Annotated in this window: 19 protein-coding genes; 10 read left to right on the top strand and 9 right to left on the bottom strand. The window is 70.2% G+C overall.

All coding sequences use genetic code 11. The annotated features are described in order from the left end of the window. Positions 1–41: 41 nt before the first annotated feature. Positions 42–968, bottom strand: coding sequence for a LysR substrate-binding domain-containing protein (locus L2C96_RS33675; protein WP_237339068.1), 927 nt, complete (start codon positions 966–968; stop codon positions 42–44). A gap of 340 nt (positions 969–1,308) precedes the next feature. Between L2C96_RS33675 and L2C96_RS33670 the strand changes: the two genes are divergently transcribed. Next, positions 1,309–1,788 carry a hypothetical protein gene (locus L2C96_RS33670; RefSeq protein WP_237339067.1) on the top strand — a complete coding sequence of 160 codons (480 nt, stop codon included), beginning with the start codon at positions 1,309–1,311 and terminating at the stop codon, positions 1,786–1,788. Here L2C96_RS33670 and L2C96_RS33665 read toward each other — a convergent pair. Next, a complete protein-coding gene (locus tag L2C96_RS33665) occupies positions 1,770–2,699 on the bottom strand; it encodes an FAD-dependent oxidoreductase (protein WP_237339066.1) in 930 nt (309 codons plus the stop codon). The two genes, L2C96_RS33670 and L2C96_RS33665, sit on opposite strands and share 19 nt — an antisense overlap. A 337-nt stretch (positions 2,700–3,036) precedes the next feature. Continuing rightward, complete coding sequence (locus tag L2C96_RS33660) at positions 3,037–4,188, bottom strand: epoxide hydrolase family protein (protein ID WP_237339065.1); 1,152 nt, start codon at positions 4,186–4,188, stop codon at positions 3,037–3,039. A gap of 63 nt (positions 4,189–4,251) precedes the next feature. Between L2C96_RS33660 and L2C96_RS33655 the strand changes: the two genes are divergently transcribed. Continuing rightward, positions 4,252–5,229: a helix-turn-helix transcriptional regulator gene (locus tag L2C96_RS33655; protein WP_237339064.1), complete on the top strand. Its 978-nt coding sequence runs from the start codon at positions 4,252–4,254 to the stop codon at positions 5,227–5,229. 67 nt (positions 5,230–5,296) lie between these two features. On the opposite strand, the gene L2C96_RS33650 is transcribed toward L2C96_RS33655, so the two are convergent. Then, a complete protein-coding gene (locus L2C96_RS33650) occupies positions 5,297–6,025 on the bottom strand; it encodes an SDR family NAD(P)-dependent oxidoreductase (RefSeq protein ID WP_237339063.1) in 729 nt (242 codons plus the stop codon). After that, positions 6,013–6,291: a Rossmann-fold NAD(P)-binding domain-containing protein gene (locus L2C96_RS33645; protein ID WP_237339062.1), complete on the bottom strand. Its 279-nt coding sequence runs from the start codon at positions 6,289–6,291 to the stop codon at positions 6,013–6,015. The genes L2C96_RS33650 and L2C96_RS33645 overlap by 13 nt, the downstream gene beginning before the upstream one ends. A gap of 153 nt (positions 6,292–6,444) precedes the next feature. Between L2C96_RS33645 and L2C96_RS33640 the strand changes: the two genes are divergently transcribed. From L2C96_RS33640 to L2C96_RS45255, 4 genes are all read left to right on the top strand, one after another. Further along, a complete protein-coding gene (locus L2C96_RS33640; protein ID WP_237339061.1) occupies positions 6,445–7,320 on the top strand; it encodes a helix-turn-helix domain-containing protein in 876 nt (291 codons plus the stop codon). After that, on the top strand, positions 7,317–7,478 hold the full coding sequence (locus L2C96_RS33635; protein WP_237339060.1) for a hypothetical protein: 162 nt from the start codon (positions 7,317–7,319) through the stop codon (positions 7,476–7,478). Before L2C96_RS33640 ends, L2C96_RS33635 begins: the two co-directional genes overlap by 4 nt. A gap of 461 nt (positions 7,479–7,939) precedes the next feature. Beyond that, positions 7,940–9,325 carry an MFS transporter gene (locus L2C96_RS33630; protein WP_237339059.1) on the top strand — a complete coding sequence of 462 codons (1,386 nt, stop codon included), beginning with the start codon at positions 7,940–7,942 and terminating at the stop codon, positions 9,323–9,325. A gap of 375 nt (positions 9,326–9,700) precedes the next feature. After that, positions 9,701–10,042: an IS3 family transposase gene (locus tag L2C96_RS45255; RefSeq protein ID WP_308191203.1), complete on the top strand. Its 342-nt coding sequence runs from the start codon at positions 9,701–9,703 to the stop codon at positions 10,040–10,042. A gap of 62 nt (positions 10,043–10,104) precedes the next feature. Here the strand turns inward: L2C96_RS45255 and L2C96_RS33615 are convergent, their stop codons facing one another. Next, entirely contained in the window at positions 10,105–10,851 is a 747-nt protein-coding gene (locus L2C96_RS33615; RefSeq protein WP_237339058.1) for an SDR family oxidoreductase, read from the bottom strand. 69 nt (positions 10,852–10,920) lie between these two features. Here L2C96_RS33615 and L2C96_RS33610 point away from each other — a divergent pair, with 69 nt between their 5' ends. Then, entirely contained in the window at positions 10,921–11,766 is an 846-nt protein-coding gene (locus tag L2C96_RS33610; protein WP_237339057.1) for a LysR family transcriptional regulator, read from the top strand. Positions 11,767–11,868: 102 nt separating this feature from the next. Here the strand turns inward: L2C96_RS33610 and L2C96_RS33605 are convergent, their stop codons facing one another. Then, on the bottom strand, positions 11,869–12,009 hold the full coding sequence (locus tag L2C96_RS33605; protein ID WP_237339081.1) for an integrase core domain-containing protein: 141 nt from the start codon (positions 12,007–12,009) through the stop codon (positions 11,869–11,871). Between L2C96_RS33605 and L2C96_RS33600 the strand changes: the two genes are divergently transcribed. Next, a complete protein-coding gene (locus L2C96_RS33600; RefSeq protein ID WP_237339083.1) occupies positions 12,008–12,352 on the top strand; it encodes a hypothetical protein in 345 nt (114 codons plus the stop codon). The two genes, L2C96_RS33605 and L2C96_RS33600, sit on opposite strands and share 2 nt — an antisense overlap. A gap of 322 nt (positions 12,353–12,674) precedes the next feature. On the opposite strand, the gene L2C96_RS33595 is transcribed toward L2C96_RS33600, so the two are convergent. Continuing rightward, positions 12,675–13,406, bottom strand: coding sequence for a TetR/AcrR family transcriptional regulator (locus tag L2C96_RS33595; protein ID WP_237339056.1), 732 nt, complete (start codon positions 13,404–13,406; stop codon positions 12,675–12,677). Positions 13,407–13,499: 93 nt separating this feature from the next. On the opposite strand from L2C96_RS33595, the gene L2C96_RS33590 reads away from it, so the two are divergent. After that, complete coding sequence (locus tag L2C96_RS33590; RefSeq protein WP_237339055.1) at positions 13,500–14,546, top strand: amidohydrolase family protein; 1,047 nt, start codon at positions 13,500–13,502, stop codon at positions 14,544–14,546. A gap of 69 nt (positions 14,547–14,615) precedes the next feature. Next, positions 14,616–15,044, top strand: a complete 429-nt coding sequence (locus L2C96_RS33585) for a DUF6537 domain-containing protein (protein WP_237339054.1) — start codon at positions 14,616–14,618, stop codon at positions 15,042–15,044. Between the two features lie 670 nt (positions 15,045–15,714). Here L2C96_RS33585 and L2C96_RS33580 read toward each other — a convergent pair. Beyond that, positions 15,715–16,332 carry a TetR/AcrR family transcriptional regulator gene (locus L2C96_RS33580; protein WP_237339053.1) on the bottom strand — a complete coding sequence of 206 codons (618 nt, stop codon included), beginning with the start codon at positions 16,330–16,332 and terminating at the stop codon, positions 15,715–15,717. Between the last annotated feature and the right edge of the window lie 77 nt (positions 16,333–16,409).

The raw sequence follows: 16,409 nt of genomic DNA, 5'->3' as shown, positions 1-16,409 counted from the left end.
CCCAGCGTGCGGCTTGGCCGAGGTTCTGTCCAACAGATGTTTCAGCGCTTTTGCATCTGTTTTCCTGATGCGTAGAGCTCGCGGCACAGCTTGACGAACTCCTGGGCGCGGCGGGTCAGGCGCACGCCGCGCATCCAGGCGACGACGATCTCCAGCGAGGCGACCTCGTCGGTCAGGGCGAGCGGCACCGCGCGTTCGCCTGCGTACGTCGACTCGGCGGGCGGGCGCTGGTTGAGCAGCGCGAACCCGTGCCCGTGGGCGACGAGCGCCCGCACGGTCTCGTAGCCGGTGGTGCGGTGGCGGATCTCCGGCTCGACACCGGCGCCGCGCAGCACCGACTGCAGGTACTCGCGGCTGTGCGGCAGGTCCAGCAGCACCATCGGCTCGCCGTCGAGGTCGGCGAGCGCGACCTTCCCGCGGGTGGCGAGCCGGTGCCCGGGGGAGACGAGCACGTACGGCGGCGCGGTGTCGACGACCACGCGGTCGATGTCGTCGTCGAGGTCGTAGCCGTAGAGCAGCGCCACCTCGCATTCGCCGCTGCGCAGGGCCGCCTTGAGCGCCGAGTGCTCGCCCTCCCGCAGCTGCACGCGGACCTGCGGGTGGCGGTCCTCGAACTCGGCCAGCAACCCGGGCAGCCGGAACGGCGCGAGCGTGGTGAAGCAGCCGACGGTCAGTGGCCCGACCAGCTCGGTCCCGGCCTGCCGGGCGGTCTCGACCAGCTCGGCGCCGTGGGCGAGGAAGTCCAGGACGCGCTGGTGGAACGCCTGCCCAGCAGTGGTGAGGCTGAGCCCGCGGGCGTGGTGGCGCAGCAGCAGCTGGACCCCGAGTTCGCGTTCCAGCTGCGCGATCGCGGTCGACACGGCCGACTGCGAAACGAGCAACTCCCGCGAGGCCGCCGTCATGCTCAGGTGCCGCGCGGCGGCCTCGAAGTACCGCAACTGGACGAGGGTGAAGGAGGGCTCGCTCACGGCGCCATCCTGCCCCCGGCGCGGGGCCGCGGCCAGGCGCGGCCCAGGAGTGTGACCCTGCCTGCCCGCGACGTACCGCGCGCGAGGCCGGTCCTGCCGCGCGCATCCACCAGCCCGAAGATGGCGACCGGGTACCGCAGCGCGGCACGCAGCGGGCGCTTTGACCATCGGCGCGATGAAGTTCGTCGGCGCAGCAGTGCAGGTGTTGGCAAGGTGAGGCGCCAGGGCGGCAGCGTCGGTCGAGAGGATCGCGTCCTCAGCCGGAAGGCCGTGAATCCGATCCACGTCCATCTAGAATGGCGGAAGTCCCGCAACAGCAATCACAAGAAATGGCGCGTACGTGACATTCGGAGTGGGCGATCGGCTCCTCAACTTCCTCCGCGAGCTTCAGGTGGCCACCACGTGGACGGTGGTCGTCACCGAGGAGGCCGAGGGCGGTTCGAAGTGGCGGCTCGCGGGATCGACGTGGGAGGCCACCGTGGTCGTCGAGCCGCGAAGCTGGCTCGGATTGACGTTCGAGGCGCGGGATCCACTTGCCGGCAGGTCTGCCACCTACGACATCGACACCGACCTGTACGACATCTCGCTGGACGATCAACGCAAATTCGCGGAGGAGATCGAGTGCGATATCATCGAGTTTCTTGCCAACCTGCGAGCTAAAGCCGTTCTCCGCGGGAATGACGGATCAAAGTTCGTGCTCGTCTTTCCTTCGAACGGCTCCTGTGTTCGCGTCGTCCAAGGTCGTTTCCTGGCCAGCGTGTCCACGTGCGCCGATCTCGCCGCCGCTCGGACGGGCGGTGACTACGTCCCGGTGGAATGACGAACGCTCCTTCCTCCGAACCGTTCACCGCCGGTGTTGACGAGCACGCCGAGCCAGAACGCGTGCAGCGGGAACGGTGGCGGCGCGGCACTGCTGCCGGGCGAGGGCATCGACAGGTCGACCGCGGCCGAATGGCACCGCGACCAGTCACCCGCCGGCGTCGCACCCGCCTGGATCGCGGCGGTGATGCCGTCCCCGGTGGCCAGGCGGGTGCCGCGCAGCCGCGCGCTCGCCCAGTCCGGCGCCAGGTGGCGAAGGCGGAGCTGCGGGGAGGCCTGGAACCCGCCGGTGGCGACCACCACGGCACCGGGCACCACACCCGCGCCGGTCACCGCGCCCGTCACCCGGCCGCCATCCCGGACGAGGCCGGCGAGCGGCGTGGACCAGCGGATCTCGACGCCGATGCGCTCGGCGTGCCGCAGCAGCGGCTCGATCACGGCGAAACCACGTGACATCCCCGCACCTGCGCAGGTCAGGACCTGCCCGGGTGGCACGTGCAGCACACCGTCGCGCACCTGCGCGCCGAGCGTCCGGTTGAACACGAACCGCACGCCCCGGGCGGCCAGCCAGCGCACCGTGTCCAAGGACCGCTGTGCGAGGGTGCCGACCAGCGCCGGGTCGGCGCGGCCGCCGCTCATCGCCATGAGTTCGGCGGTGTAGGCCTCGGCGGTGTAGGGCGGGGCCTCGATCCGATCGTGTTGCAGCCCGGATTCGACGTCCTTCGTGATGGACATGAGGTCCTCCGGGCCGTCGTAGCGGAACAGGAACAGTCCTCCGGAGAAAGCGGCGTTCCCGCCGACGTCCTCGCGGCCGCCCTTCTCCAGCAGCACGACCCGCGCACCGACCTCACGCGCGGCGATCGCGGCGGACAGCCAAGCCAGTCCGGCTCCGGCGACGACGACATCCGTCACGCGCGGGCCCGTTGGAGCCGCCCCGGGCGAAGATGACGTAGGTGGCGAGCTCGATGTCGTGGACGGCGGCGAAGGCGGCCATCCGCTCCAGCTCGGCCAGCGAGTCCGAAGTGGAGCGTCCGGTGTCGAGGGCGAGCTGAAGGAAGTGGAACGCGCCGTGAAGTGAGCATCGCCGCCGGTGGCGCGGTCCGACGGCTGAAGCTGAATCGCGCGGTGCGCGGCCGCCGACGTGCTCTGCCGGGGCCGCGCACCTCATCGTGATACTGGTGAGTCGTTCCGCTTCACGAGGCAGGCCGGCCGCCGCGCGGGGTGCACGGCGCGGACCTCTGCCGTCCGGTCAGGCCAGGCTCCGGAAGAACTCCCGGAGGTCGGAGATCATCAGGTCGGGCGTCTCCAGAGCCGCGAAGTGGCCGCCGCGCTCCAACTCCGACCAGCGCACCACGTTGTGCGCCTGGTCGGCCAGGGGGCGGACCGAGAAGTCGGTGGGGAACACCGCGACGGCGGTCGGCACCGTCCCGCGCTCCTTCGGCGCCCACATGGTGAAGTCGTTGAAACGCTCGTAGTAGGTGTGCGCCGCCGAGCCCGCGGTGCCGGTGAACCAGTAGATGCTCACGTTGGTGAGGATCCGGTCACGGTCCACCGCGTCCTCGGGGAGCTCGGCTGCCGGGTCCGTCCAGTCCTTGAACTTCTCCACGATCCAGGCGAGCTGTCCGGCGGGGGAGTCGTGCAGCGCCGCCGCGATCGTCTGCGGGCGCGTGCCCTGCAGTTGCATGTACGCGCCCAGCTTCTCCTGCCACTCCTTCATCCCGGCCAGCCGCCCGCGCTCGGTCTCGCTCAGCGAGCCCATGATCGCCGGATCGCCGCCGGGGAACGTGAGCAGGCCGTTGACGTGCACGCCGATGACGTTGTCCGCCGCGGCGCGTCCCACGAGCGGAGCGATGAACGCGCTGACGTCGCCTCCCTGCACGCCGTACCGGTCGTAGCCGAGCCGGGACATCAGCTCCGCCAGCGCCGCGGCGGTGCGGCCGTCGGTCCAGCCGGTGGCGGGCAGCGGGCCGGAGAAGCCGTATCCCGGCAGCGATGGGATCACCAGGTGGAAGGCGTCGGCGGCCTCGCCGCCGTGGGCCAGGGGGTCGGTGAGCGGGCCGATGAGGTCGAGGAACTCCACGACCGAGCCGGGCCAGCCGTGCAGCAGCAGGAGCGGGGTGGCGCCGGCCTCGGGGGAGCGCATGTGCAGGAAGTGCACCTGCGCGCCGTCCACGGTGGTGGTGAACTGCGGGTAGGCGTTGAGCGCCGCCTCTTGGGCGTACCAGTCGAAGGCGTCGGCCCAGTAGGTGGCGAGCTCCCGCAGGTAGCCGGTCGGCACGCCGCGCTCCCATCCGGTGCCGGGCAGTTCGGGGGCCCATCGGGTGCGGTGCAGGCGCTCGTGCAGGTCGTTGAGGTCGGCCTTGGGGATCTCGACGCGGTAGGGCTGGATCTCGTTCGTCATGTCCGGGACGGTATTGGCGATTGGTGACAGGTTCCGGCACCGATCATGGCCACAATGGTGCCCATGTTGGAAACCTCCGCGCGGCTGCTGCGGCTGCTGTCGCTCCTGCAGGCGCGTACGGACTGGACCGGTGCCGAAATCGCCGACCGGCTGCAGGTCGGCCTGCGCACCGTGCGGCGCGACGTGGAACGGCTGCGCGAGCTGGGTTATCCGGTGGAGGCCACGCCGGGTGTGGCCGGCGGGTACCGGCTGGGGGTGGGGGCCGCGTTGCCGCCGCTGCTGCTCGACGACGAGGAGGCCGTGGCGGTGGCGATCAGCCTGCGGATGGCCGCGACGGGCAGCGTCGCCGGCCTGGAGGAGGGCGCGGTGCGGGCGCTGGCCAAGCTCCAGCAGCTCCTGCCCGCCCGGCTGCGGCACCGGATGGAGGCGTTCCGCGCGGCGACCGTGGCGCTGCCCGGGGCGGCGGATCCGGCGGTCAGTGCCGAGGTGCTGGCCGCGATCGCCGCCGCGTGCCGCGACCGGCGCCGCGTACGCCTGCGCTACCGCGGGCGCGACGGCCTCACCGCACGCGAGGTCGAGCCGCACCGGCTGGTGCACACCCCGCGCCGGTGGTACCTGGTGGCGTGGGACGTGGCCAAGGACGACTGGCGCACCTTCCGGGTCGACCGCATCGAGGGGCCACTCGGACCGCCGGGCGCGCGGTTCACGCCGCGCCCGCCGCCCGAGGAGAACACGGCCGCCTACGTCTCGCACGGGATCACCTCGGCACCGTACGCCTACCAGGCCCGTGTCCTCTTCCACGCCCCGTTGGAGGCGGTGGCACCGCGCACGTCGCCCGGTGCGGGACGGCTGGAGGCCGTGAACGCGCGCACGTGCCTGTTCACGGCCGGCGCGAACTCGCTGCGCGAGCTGGCGGTGCACGTGGCGGTGAAGGGGTTCGACTTCGAGGTGCTGGAGCCGCCGGAGCTGGTCCCGGTGCTGCGCGAGCTCCGCGACCGCCTCGATCGGGCCGCGACCACATCGGACCCGGGTTCGGGCTGACGGCAGCGAAGCGTGCGCGAAGGACTGTCGGGACCGGTCCACTCCGGACGGTGTCGCCGCGTGGGTGCTATCTGATCGTCAATCCACCGTCGACGTGCAGCACTGTGCCGGTCACCCACCGGGCGTCGTCCGAGGCGAGGTAAACGGCGGCTTCGGCCACGTCCTCGGGTTCGCCGATCCGCTGGGCCGGATACGCGTCGTGGACGTAGTGCTCGTAATCCGCGCGCTGGTCCGGGGTCATCCGCGCGAGGTAGGCGCGTTCGAACGTCGGCGTGCGGATCGAGCCGGGTGCGATGGCGTTGACCCGGACGCGCGGACCGAGTTCGTTGGCCAGCGCCTTGGTGAGCGAGTTGAGCGCGCCGCGGGTGGCCGAATAGACCGAAGAGGGGCGCCCGGCGACCATTTTGTCCGCCCAGTAACTGGAGATGTTCACGATCACGCTCAGCCGCTCGCGCAGCAACTGGGTCAGCAGCACCGGTACGCGCAGGTTCAGGTGCACCATCGCGTCGAACTGGGGCTTGGTGAGTTCGGACAGCGGCGGCATGTGCGAGACACCGGCGTTGTTCACGAGCACGTCGACGTCCAGGGATCCGGCAGCGGCGACGAGTGCGTCCTCGTCGTTGAGGTCGACGGCGACGGTGCGCGTGTTCGGCAACGTCACGGCGTCGAGCTTGCGGCTGTCGCGCGCGAGAAGCACGAGGTTCGCTCCTTCCCGCGCGAACGCGGTGGCGATGGCGAGGCCGATTCCCTCGCTGCCGCCGGTGATCAACGCGGTCTTGCCGGTCAGGCGATCCATCGGGTCTCCAAGTCGGCCAGCTGGCGGATCCGGGCGGCGCGGATTCCGGCCGAGGCGTCGCTGCCGACGGTGAGCCGCAAGGGCGGTTGCGGCAGGCCGACCAGCGCGACGATCGCGGCCGCCACTTCCTCCGGCTCGGTCGGCCGCCGAGCATCGCGCCCGATGCGGTCGAGCCGGGCGGCGAGAGCGTCGTAGTCGGCGATCGTCCCGGGACGCTCGCGTCCGGCCCAGCTCCGGCGAAATCCCGTGTTGACGGTCGGCTTCATCGTGACCAGGCCTCGCCGCGTCGCCGTTAACGATGTCCTGGTCCGGCCGACGGAGCAGCAGGATTGACCGCCGCGATGCCGGAGCGCCGGCCAGGCCTGCATGGGTGTGCTGCACCCACGCTCCGGGAGCCGGCCGACATTACTGTCGGCGGCGTGGACAGTGAGAACAAGCTCGGTGACTACCTGCGTGCTCGACGGGCGCTCCTCCGGGCGCAGGAGGTCGGTCTGCCCGACGACGGCCCGCGGCGGGTCCCGGGGCTCCGGCGCGACGAAGTGGCGTTGCTCGCCGGCGTGAGCACGGACTACTACATCCGGCTCGAGCAGGGCCGGGAACGGCATCCGTCCGACCAGGTGCTGCGGTCGATCGCCAGCGCGCTGCGACTGGATGACGCCGCCGCGGCGCACCTGTTCCGGCTCGCCCTTCCGGTGTTCGGGGCGAGTTCAGTCACCTCGCTGACGGTCGCTCCGGAACTCGTCCGGCTGATGGACGGCATGCCGGACGTGCCCGCTTTCCTGGTCGGCGCGGCGCAGGACATCCTCGCCGCCAACGCCATGGCCAGGGAGCTCTACCGCGGGTTCGCCCGGTACGACAACTTGCTGCGCATGATCTTCCTCGACCCGTACGCGAGGTCCTTTTACGGCGACTGGGACGCGGCGTCGCGGCTGGCGGTGAGCAACCTGCGGGCATCGTCGTCGCAGTTCCCCGCGGACGAGCACATCGAGCGGGTCGTCGGCGAACTGACCTTGCGCAGCCCGGCGTTCGCGAACCTGTGGGCCCGCTACGAAGTGCGTCCGCGGACCCGCGAGGTGAAGCATTTCCTGCATCCACAGGTGGGGGAGCTGAGGCTGCACTTCGAGACGCTGGCCGTCGCCAGCGCGCCCGGGCAGCACCTGTCCGTTTACAGCGCCGAACCCGGTAGCGCGAGCCACGACGGGCTGGTCCTCCTGCGCCGTCTGGCCGAGCAGGCAGCCACCGCCGACAACGCCGACCAGGACGAGGTCCTGGAGAACGGTGACACCCGATCATGACCGCCTGTGCCGCGGACAGCGTGGGCACCTACGGGATCACCGGGAAGAAGGTCGGTCGCCTGGGCTTCGGCGCCATGCGGCTGACCGGGCTCGGATTCCGGGGCGAGCCCGAAGACCGGCCGGTCGCCCCGAGTACCTCCGGCAGCAGGCGCGGCTGATCACCGACCTCGCCACGGTCCTGAACCGGTACAACCGCTGACCGAAGCTCCGCCGACGTCCTGGTCTACTGCACTCGGCACGACATCGGGTTCATCCCGTGGACTTCCGTCACCGCCGGGCAGCCGGCGCGCCCCATCGCCGCGGCGCACGACGCGCCACCGTCCAATGTGGCACTGTCCTGGATGCTGCACCACTCCGACGTCGGCCTGCCTGTTCCGGCACGGCCAAGGTCGCGGACACCTCGCTCCGCCGGAGCAACCCCAATCTCCTGTCTTTCGCTGCTCGATTTCGTGGGCCCGCCTGCCTGGCCGCGGGGATAAGAACCGGAAAGGGAATTCATGGAAACCGTCTTCGTGATCTACCGAGGAACCCGGCTCCGCGGTGTCTCGTCCAACGTTGCCGAAAGCGGGACCAAGCAGTGAGTTCAACACCGAAAACGCCGGCCCGGACTTGGGTAGGCGTGGTCACACTGCTGGCCGGCACGCTGCTGCCGCCTCTGGACTTCTTCATCGTCAACCTCGCCATCCCGTCGATTCAAGACGACCTCGGTGGCGGTGACATCCTGGGCCAGCAGATCGTGGCCGGTTACGCCGCCACCTATGCCGTGACGCTCACCCTCGGCGGCCGGCTCGGCGATCTGTACGGGCGGCGGCGCGCTTTCCTCATCGGAATCGTCGGGTTCGTCCTGGCCTCGCTGATCTGCGGTTCGGCCGGCGCGCCCTGGCTGCTCCTCGCCGGGCGCATCCTGCAAGGTCTGACGGCCGCGCTGATGGCGCCGCAGTCGCTGGCCCTCATCCGCGCGAGCCTCGACGGCCGTGACCAGACGATCGCCCTCGGCTTCCACGGTGCGACCCTTGGCCTCGCCGCGGTCATCGGCCAGTCCCTTGGCGGCCTCCTCGTCACCGCCGATGTCTGGGGGCTGGGCTGGCGAGCGATCTTCCTCATCAACCTGCCCGTCGCGGCGCTGGCTCTGCTGGGCAGCCTGTTCCTGCGCGACCGGCACACCCGGGGCGTGGAAAGACTCGACTGGGTCGGCGCCGTCCTGCTCTTCGGAGGTCTTGCCGGGATCGTCATCCCCTTGGTCGAGGGGCGCGCGCTGGACTGGCCTTGGTGGTGCTTCGTCCTGGTCGTCGCCGCCGTCATCCTGCTGCGCAAGTTTTGGCGTTACGAGTCCTCGCTCGGCGGCGACCGGCGCGGTGGTCGTGTGATGCCCCTGGTGCCACCCGGAGCGGTCACCGCGCCCGGAGTGCGGATCGCGCTCGTGGCGGTCGCCCTGTTCTACTCGATCGCCGCGTTCTTCCTCATCTTTTCCGAACACGAGCAGACGGTCGGTCGCACGCCGTTGCAGGCGAGCCTGGACATCCTCCCGCTGGGCATCGGTTTCCTCATCGGCCCGCTGACCGTGCCGTACCTCGTGCGGGTGATGGGGCGCCGGATCGCCGCGCTCGGCCTGTGCCTGGAGACCATCGGCTTCCTCGCCTTCGCCGGGCTCGCCGCCGCATTCGAGCACACGGCGTGGACCGCCGCACCCTTGGCGCTCATCGGCTTCGGCCAAGGGCTCGCTCTGCCCGCGCTGATCCGCCTCACGGTCACCCACATCCCGCGCGCGTTCGCGGGACTGGCCAGCGGCCTGGTGAACGCGACCCTGCAGATCAGCGCCGCCTTGTCGGTCGCGATCGTCGGCGGTCTCTTCTACACCGCTGCCGGCACATACGGATCGACCGCCGCCATCACCGCGGTGTCGATCCTCATCGCCGCGCTGCTGTTCGGCTCCGCGCTCTTGTCGCAGCGGGCTGAACGCGTCCCGGCCGTGGATACGCTCTCGAAGGCGCTGTCGGTGAGGTAGCCGGCTCGACGGGAGGCGACACGACCGAGGAGGTGCCGCGCCAGCCGACGTCGCGCGGATAGCGAGGGTGGACGCCAGCCGGGAATCGCGGGTGCTGCGCAACGACCCGCGCTCCGCCGAAAAAGTCGGCTACCCGCGACGTCCGACAGACACTGATCAACGCCGACCCGGCGGACAAAGCGGAGGCCTACCGCCGGCTCGGCCTGCACCTGGTCTCCCACCCTGGAATACGAACAGAGCTTCGGACGAGCCTGCGGGGAGCACCTGCACAGCGTCACGCCGGTTCGCTTTGATGGGCAATACGCCGGTCCCGACGAGTTCGCCGGGAGCGCCGGCGCCACCTCACCGAAGCGCACACGCTTCTCGGTGCTGCGCATGGCGCGGCTGCTGCAACGCCGCGCCGACCTGGAGGTGAAGATCACCCAGGCGCACCGGGACTCGCACGGCACCTACGGGTCGCCGCGCATCACCGCCGAACCGCGTGACCAGGGCGAGGTGGTCACGGCGAAGACCGTCGCCAACATCATGGCCGGGGTCGGGCCGAGGGCATCAGCCCACGCACCTTCAAGGTCGAGACGACAGGTGATCGCGTTGTCACCAGCGGTGTTGATCTCGGCAGTGAGCCGTTCGCCGCGTCGGCCTGGGGCCGGTAGTCGATGGCCACCGCTGCCCCGTCGATGCGAGCCGTCGCACGACCGCCGCGCCGATTCCGCGTGAGCCACCGGTGACCAGCGCTGCCCTGTCCCTCAGCGCACCCGTCGTCCTGCCTTCCGGCCCCCTCACCAAGGCACCCTGCCGTTGTCGTCGAAGAAGCCGCCTGTGGGACACTCTCGCCCGAGCGTGGCCAGCCGCACCACGATCGCAGCGCCCTCGGCTGCGGTCCGAGTCAACTGGAACGGCAGGCCCTTGGCGAAGTCCGTGTCACACGCACCAGGCGCGACCGCGTTCACCAGGATCCCTTCGCGTGACAGTGCTTTTGCGTACTGCACCGTGAGCATGTTCAGTGCCGCCTTCGACACCGGATAGCCCAGCGAACCCGGCATCCGACTCAGGTAGTGGGTGGCATCGGTCGTCCACGTCATCGACGAGGTGCCGCTGGAGACGTTCACAATCCGTGCCGCGGACGAACGGCGCAGCAGCGGGAGCATCGCCTCGATCACGGTGACGACACCGAACAGGTTCGTCTCGAACACCGCCCGCACCCCATCGAGGTGTGCGGAGCCCGGCGCCTGCGTCCCGAGGTCGCCGGCGATGCCGGCGTTGTTGACCAGGACGTCCAGACGGCCGAACCGCTCGGCGATCTGCTCGGCCGCCGCGCTCACCCCGCGTTGGTCCGTCACGTCGAGGCCGATCGGGTGCGCGATACCACCCGCCGCGCTGATCTCGGCCACCGCCTCGGCGCCCTTCTCCAGGTCTCGGGCACCAACTACCACCGTCATCCCGAGCCTCGCGAGCTGGCCAGCGACGGCCCGCCCGATCCCCTTGTTCGCCCCCGTCACCAGGGCAATCGTTGCGTCATCACTCATACGATCAGCGAATCACCCGTCGTTCCCCTAGGCCAGGACCGGACTGATCTCGCTCGATACCCTCCTTGTATGGACGTCCAGACCCGGGAACTGCGCTACTTCATCGCGGTCGCCGAGGAACTGCACTTCGGGCGGGCTGCCCAGCGGCTGGGCATCGCACAGCCACCCCTGTCCCGGGCGATCCGCCTGCTCGAACAACGGATGGGCCTCACTCTGCTGGACCGCACCAGTCGCGGGGTGCAGCTCACGGCGGCCGGGGAGGTGTTCTTGGCCGAGGGACGTGTCGCACTGGATGCGGTGGCCGCCGCGGTGCGCCGTGCGCGAAGGGCGGCGGAAACCACTCCGCGGCTGGTCCTGGCGCTCAAACCCGGCAGCGACGCCGACCTGTTGCAGCCGATCCTGGACCGCTACGCTGCCACCCCCGACGCCGTTCCGGTCGATCTCGTCTTCAGTGTCGGCGAACGCGCCGCGATGGTGCGCGACGGCCGCGCCGACCTCGCCCTGCTGCACCGGCCGCAGAACGATCTGAGCGGCCTGGACAGCGACGACCTCCACGTCGAAGGCCAGGTCGTGGTGCTTCCGGATGGCCACCCCCTGACCGCCCGCACCGAGGTGTCGATGGCCGACCTGCGCGGCGGAACCCAGCCCCGATGGCCGGAGTCTCGCCCCGAGGTGACCGGCCACCTCGTCACCGACACCGACCAACTGCTGCAGCTTGTCCGGCTCGGGCGGATGGTCGCGGTGCTCCCGGAATCGATCCGTGATCGTCTGCCACCCGGTACGGTCAGCCGTCCTGTCCTCGACGCCGAGCCGGCCACCCTCGTGATCGCCTGGCACCGGGAGTCAACCTCTCGCCAGGTCGCCGCCTTCATCCGCGCCGCGACCTCTGTCAAGACCGAGCTGGAACAGGTCTGACAGGTTACGGCCGGAATACGCCAGCTACCAGCGCTGACCAGCAGCTTTACGCGGCTCGCTCGTACTCGATCATCAGGCCGCCAAGGAGCCGATGTCGCCTGATCAGCTGGGGCTGAGGTTCGCCACAGGGCGGGTCAGCCGAGGCGGGCGAAGCTCTCGGGAACGATGAGGCCGTCGACGGTTGAAATGCCGGACGTACTCGGCGAGCACGACGTCCAGATGGCGCTGGCTCAGGATCAACATGCGGTCGGCGAGCTCGGATTTGAAGGTCAGCACGAACCGTTCGGTTCCGGCTCGTCCGCCTTGGAACCGGGACCGGACAGTCGAAACGCTGGTGGCCTCTCAGGGGAAGAACGAGACGGGAGCGCATGATGCCGCTCGGCATCGCTCGGAGGCGGCGGAGGCGAAGCTGCGGCGGCTGCGATCAACGATCGAGGCAGGAGTTGATCCGGCGGCGCTGGTTGAGGCGATCACCGAGTCGCAGGCGCAGCGAGCAGCCGCACGGGCCGAGTTGGACGGGGCCCCGGCGCCGAGTCTGCTGACGTTCGCCGAGGTGTACGCCATGATCGACTCACTCGCGACGTAGGCCGGGAGCTGAACAGCGCCGACGTCCTGTTCGCGAGTGAGATCGGCGAGCTTGTGGCCACCCCGTGTCAGCCGGGCCGATCTCCTCGGTGCGGCACCGCATCTGGCAGTCGACTTTCATCGCGCGCCGGCCGCGCCGCTTGACCGGCTGTTCGACCTGACGCAGCTGGCGGTTCAGGTGCACTAACCGATCGGGCACCTGGGCGCGGCGACAAGCGACATGGCGCGGCAGGCGGGCGATGAATGCTGTGAAGCGTGTCTCTTGGTCCTGTGGTCCTGCGCCGGACTTCCCCGCCGGAAACGCGCGGGCCGTGGAGGCCGGGTCAGCGGTCCTTGTGGTGGTCGGCGGTCAGGCGGTCGAGCCACTCACTCAGCAGGTGTTGCTCCGCACTGCTGAGCGTTGTCTGTTCGGGCAGAAGGGCACGCAGCGCCCGGGCGGCAGAGGCGGGGCTTGCGTCGCGTACGGCGGGTTCCTCGAGGGTGACGGCGGTGATCATCGCTTCCCGGAGGGCGGTCAGGAGGGCGGGGTCGCGTTGATCGCCGGGGAGCGATAGCCAGGTGAGCACTGCTCCGCGGGCGGTCGCGTGGATGAGAGAGGCAGCGAGTTCCTCGCCGACGCGCAGCAGGCCGCTGCTGGCGAGGCGGTGGATGCGATCGAGCAGGATCTCCATGCCGGCCCGGAAGGCGGCCGAGTCCGTGCCGCGCCTGGGTTCGCCGTACATCAGCGTGTACAGCTCGGGATTGGCGAGCCCGAACTCGACGGCGAGGTCCCAGCCCGTGCGCAGGTCCTCGACGGGATCCTCCGGACGGGCGTCGGCGTGTTTGGCCGCGAGGAAGGTGGCGTAGCCGTGTTCGGCCACCGCGTCGAGCAGCCCGTCCTTGTCGCCGAACAGGCGGTAGATCGCTGGGGCCTGTACCCCGGCGGCGGCCGCGACCGCCCTGGTGGTGACCGCCTCGCGTCCCTCGCGCGCGAGCAGGTCCGCCGCCACCTCGACAAGCCGCTGTCGGGACACCTCGCGTGCCGCGACCTGTGCGTCCTCCGATCCATCAACCATGTGTCAATGATATCGAGTACTTGCTTCCACTGATGTTTCCGATGATACCATGATTCGAGTATCGTTGGAAACGCCAGTTGAGGAGTTGCTGACATGAGCGACAAGCTGCGTATCGTCGGCCTTGAGGAACACGTGGTCCTGCCCGTTCTGCTCGACGCGTGGGCGGCGGCGGGAGTCCAGCCGAACGTCTACCCCGACGACCACCCGGTCACGCGAAGGCTGTGCGATGTCGGCGATGAACGCTTGGCCGACATGGACGAGCAGGGCATCGACGTCGCGGTGCTGTCCCTGGCCACTCCGGGGGTGCAGAACCTCCCGCCGGCCGATGCCGTGCGCGTCGCGCGCGAGGCCAACGACGCGCTCGCCGCGATCGTCGACGCCAATCCCTCGCGGTTCCAGGCATTCGCCGCCATCCCGACGTCCTCGCCCGAAGCCGCCGTCGAAGAGTTGGAGCGCGCGGTCACCGGACTCGGCTTCCGCGGTGCGATGCTGTATGGCCGCACCGGCGACGCACTGGCCGACGCGCCGCAGTTCGACGACCTCTACGGAGCCGCCGAACGGCTTCACGTCCCCTTGCACTTCCACCCCCAGGCGCCGGTGCGTGCGGTCCAAGAGGCGTATTACTCGGGACTGCCCAACGGGGTGGGGGCGGCATTGGCGACCGCCGGGCTCGGCTGGTACTACGACCTGGGTGTGCAGTACCTGCGGATGATTTTCTCCGGGGTGTTCGACCGTCACCCCGGGCTGCAAGTGATCGCCGGGCACTGGGGCGAGGTCGTGCTGTTCTACCTCGACCACGTCGGCTTCCTGGGGGAGGTGGCCAGGTTGCAGCGGCCGTTGGCCGACTACTTCCGTCAGAACTTCTGGGTGGCCGGCAGCGGTACGGTCAGCGAACGCTACCTGCGCTGGACCGCCGAGGTCGTCGGAACCGACCGCATGCTCTACTCGACCGACTACCCGTACACCTTCGGCACCCGGCCCGGCGGCTTCCCCTACCTGGACACCAGCGGCGGCATCGCCAGGTCGTTCCTCGAGAACGCACCCTTCACCGAGGAGGAGAAGGCCGCCATAGGATCCGGCAACTGGGAACGGCTGACCGGCCACCTCAACGCCGACCGCCGGCCCCGCCGACCGGCATGACGGGTGCATGGGGCGTCACCGGAGTTGCGGACGGTGCAGCCACGGCGCCGACGTCGGTAGAGACCCTGGATGCCGGTCTCGCGCATGAGCCGGGCCCCGCGGCTGCGCGGCACGCCATTCGACCCGTTCGGCCGCGCCTCGGTGCGGCGCGCCGAGCGGGCGTTGGTCGCTGGGTACCGAGAGGTGCCGGCCGAGCCGGGACACTCGCTGTGTCCGGAAAACCACGACGTGGCCGTGGAAATCGCGAACCTGCCGGACGCCGTCCGCGGCTACGAGGACATCAAGCTCGGCAACGTCGCCGCCTACCGTGACGCGCTCACCGAAGCGCTGCAACGGTTTCGCGCACAGGCGAAGGCGGGGAGCCGTGCTGACCGCCGCCGTCGCCGACGAGCTGCGGGCGTAGCCGCCTGCGGGGCGAGTGATCGTCGAGCCCGGACGGCATGGTGGCCTACCCGCGCGACCAGGCACCGTGGGCGAGGACGGGCCACCGGCCGGTAGTAGTGGTACGAGCGCTCACCACTAGCACGGTCGCGACGCTGTTCTTCTGCCTGCCGGCGTAGGCGGACGGGCGCGTCCGGCACTGTGTTGGCCCAGGGGGCAGCGGTCCGCGACGGGATCCACCTCACGGTCAGCGACGACGGCCGGGTGCGGTTACGTGTCACCTACGACGGGACACGCGACGAGTAGACCGACCTGCCAGCGGACACGAAGTCCACCAGCGGTCGGGCCGGTGCGTTCCTGTCAGGGGCTCGGCCGCGACCACTCCGAAGTGCGCTGCGAGCCTGGTGAGCTCGGGCCGAGGCGTCGGGGCGCACGCTTCACGAGCCGCGCCATGACGGCCCCGCCGAACCGCTGCGTCCGCACCCAGTCCGGCGCGAGGTCGCGAGCCTCGGCGAGGTAGCGCAGCGCCTGCCCGATCCTGGTGGAGCTGGAGCGAGGTGGCGGCCAGGCGCAGCCGGTATCCGGCTTCCCAGAAGGCCGGCACTTCTCCGCGTGCCTCGGGCACAACCTGCGCCAGCTGGAGCGCCTTCTCCAGGTCTCGTGCTCGTGCCGTGCCGCCGACGAGCTGGAGCGCGGCGACGCGGAGCCTGAAGATCGCAGCCTCACTCGCGCTGTCGCTATGGGCCCGGACTGCGGAGCAGGGCGGGCTGGATCTGTTCCACGGCCTTCACCGCGGCGCGCTCGGCGTCGTGCCGCCCGCCCGGATGGCCGACAGGACGAGGTCGATGGCGCTGTCCGCCGCCGTCTGCAGCGTCCGGGACGTGTCCGGGTCCCGTACCCAGCGGAAGATCACTCCCGTGTAGACGTCGCTGAGGGTGCGTGCCGCCTCGGCGACGTCCACCCCAGGATCGACTTCTCCGCGTTCCTGGCCATTTCTGAGCAGAGGTGTCAGGTCGGCCAGCAACTGTGACTCGTAGCGGATGGGGCCGCCCGCCGCGGTCCAGCCGAGCATCATCTGCCTGCTCAGCTCGGGCTCCGCCTCCACCATTCGGCTGATCAGCCGGAAGTAGGCGCGGACCCGTTCCGGCACCGCTTCCTCCGTGGCCTCGGTGATCACCTCCACGGCGCGGTCCGCCATCCGCCGCGTCCACAACATCGGGATGTCGCCCTTGCTGGGGAAGTGGTTGAACGCCGTGCGGCGCGAGGTGCCTGCCCGCTGGGCGATGTCCGCCATCGTGGTGTCCTCGTAGCCACGCTCCACGAACAAAGCCGCCGCGGCCTCGTAGAGCAGATCACGGGTGGCCGGAGCGCGCCGGCCCGCTGCGCCCTGTTCGGTTGCGGTCACCGCCGCCCTCGCCCCTTCCTGATGCTTGACATCGTCTGCACCCGAGTGCAAACATCCCTCGCACAACGACTGCACTC

The organism is Amycolatopsis tucumanensis, from assembly GCF_021654135.1.
In the GTDB taxonomy this organism is placed as follows: domain Bacteria; phylum Actinomycetota; class Actinomycetes; order Mycobacteriales; family Pseudonocardiaceae; genus Amycolatopsis_E; species Amycolatopsis_E tucumanensis.
Note: the sequence above shows the minus strand (reverse complement) of the source record. Positions and strands in the feature narration are given on the sequence as shown.

Coding starts and splice junctions, on each gene's coding strand:
- L2C96_RS33655 (WP_237339064.1), top strand. CDS start 4,252: ATGTTGGAAACCTCCGCGCGGCTGCTGCGGCTGCTGTCGCTCCTGCAG.
- L2C96_RS33590 (WP_237339055.1), top strand. CDS start 13,500: ATGAGCGACAAGCTGCGTATCGTCGGCCTTGAGGAACACGTGGTCCTG.
- L2C96_RS33605 (WP_237339081.1), bottom strand. CDS start 12,009: ATGTTGATCCTGAGCCAGCGCCATCTGGACGTCGTGCTCGCCGAGTAC.
- L2C96_RS33615 (WP_237339058.1), bottom strand. CDS start 10,851: ATGAGTGATGACGCAACGATTGCCCTGGTGACGGGGGCGAACAAGGGG.
- L2C96_RS33585 (WP_237339054.1), top strand. CDS start 14,616: ATGCCGGTCTCGCGCATGAGCCGGGCCCCGCGGCTGCGCGGCACGCCA.
- L2C96_RS33610 (WP_237339057.1), top strand. CDS start 10,921: ATGGACGTCCAGACCCGGGAACTGCGCTACTTCATCGCGGTCGCCGAG.
- L2C96_RS33645 (WP_237339062.1), bottom strand. CDS start 6,291: ATGAAGCCGACCGTCAACACGGGATTTCGCCGGAGCTGGGCCGGACGC.
- L2C96_RS33650 (WP_237339063.1), bottom strand. CDS start 6,025: ATGGATCGCCTGACCGGCAAGACCGCGTTGATCACCGGCGGCAGCGAG.
- L2C96_RS45255 (WP_308191203.1), top strand. CDS start 9,701: ATGGCGCGGCTGCTGCAACGCCGCGCCGACCTGGAGGTGAAGATCACC.
- L2C96_RS33660 (WP_237339065.1), bottom strand. CDS start 4,188: ATGACGAACGAGATCCAGCCCTACCGCGTCGAGATCCCCAAGGCCGAC.
- L2C96_RS33635 (WP_237339060.1), top strand. CDS start 7,317: ATGACCGCCTGTGCCGCGGACAGCGTGGGCACCTACGGGATCACCGGG.
- L2C96_RS33600 (WP_237339083.1), top strand. CDS start 12,008: ATGCGGTCGGCGAGCTCGGATTTGAAGGTCAGCACGAACCGTTCGGTT.
- L2C96_RS33595 (WP_237339056.1), bottom strand. CDS start 13,406: ATGGTTGATGGATCGGAGGACGCACAGGTCGCGGCACGCGAGGTGTCC.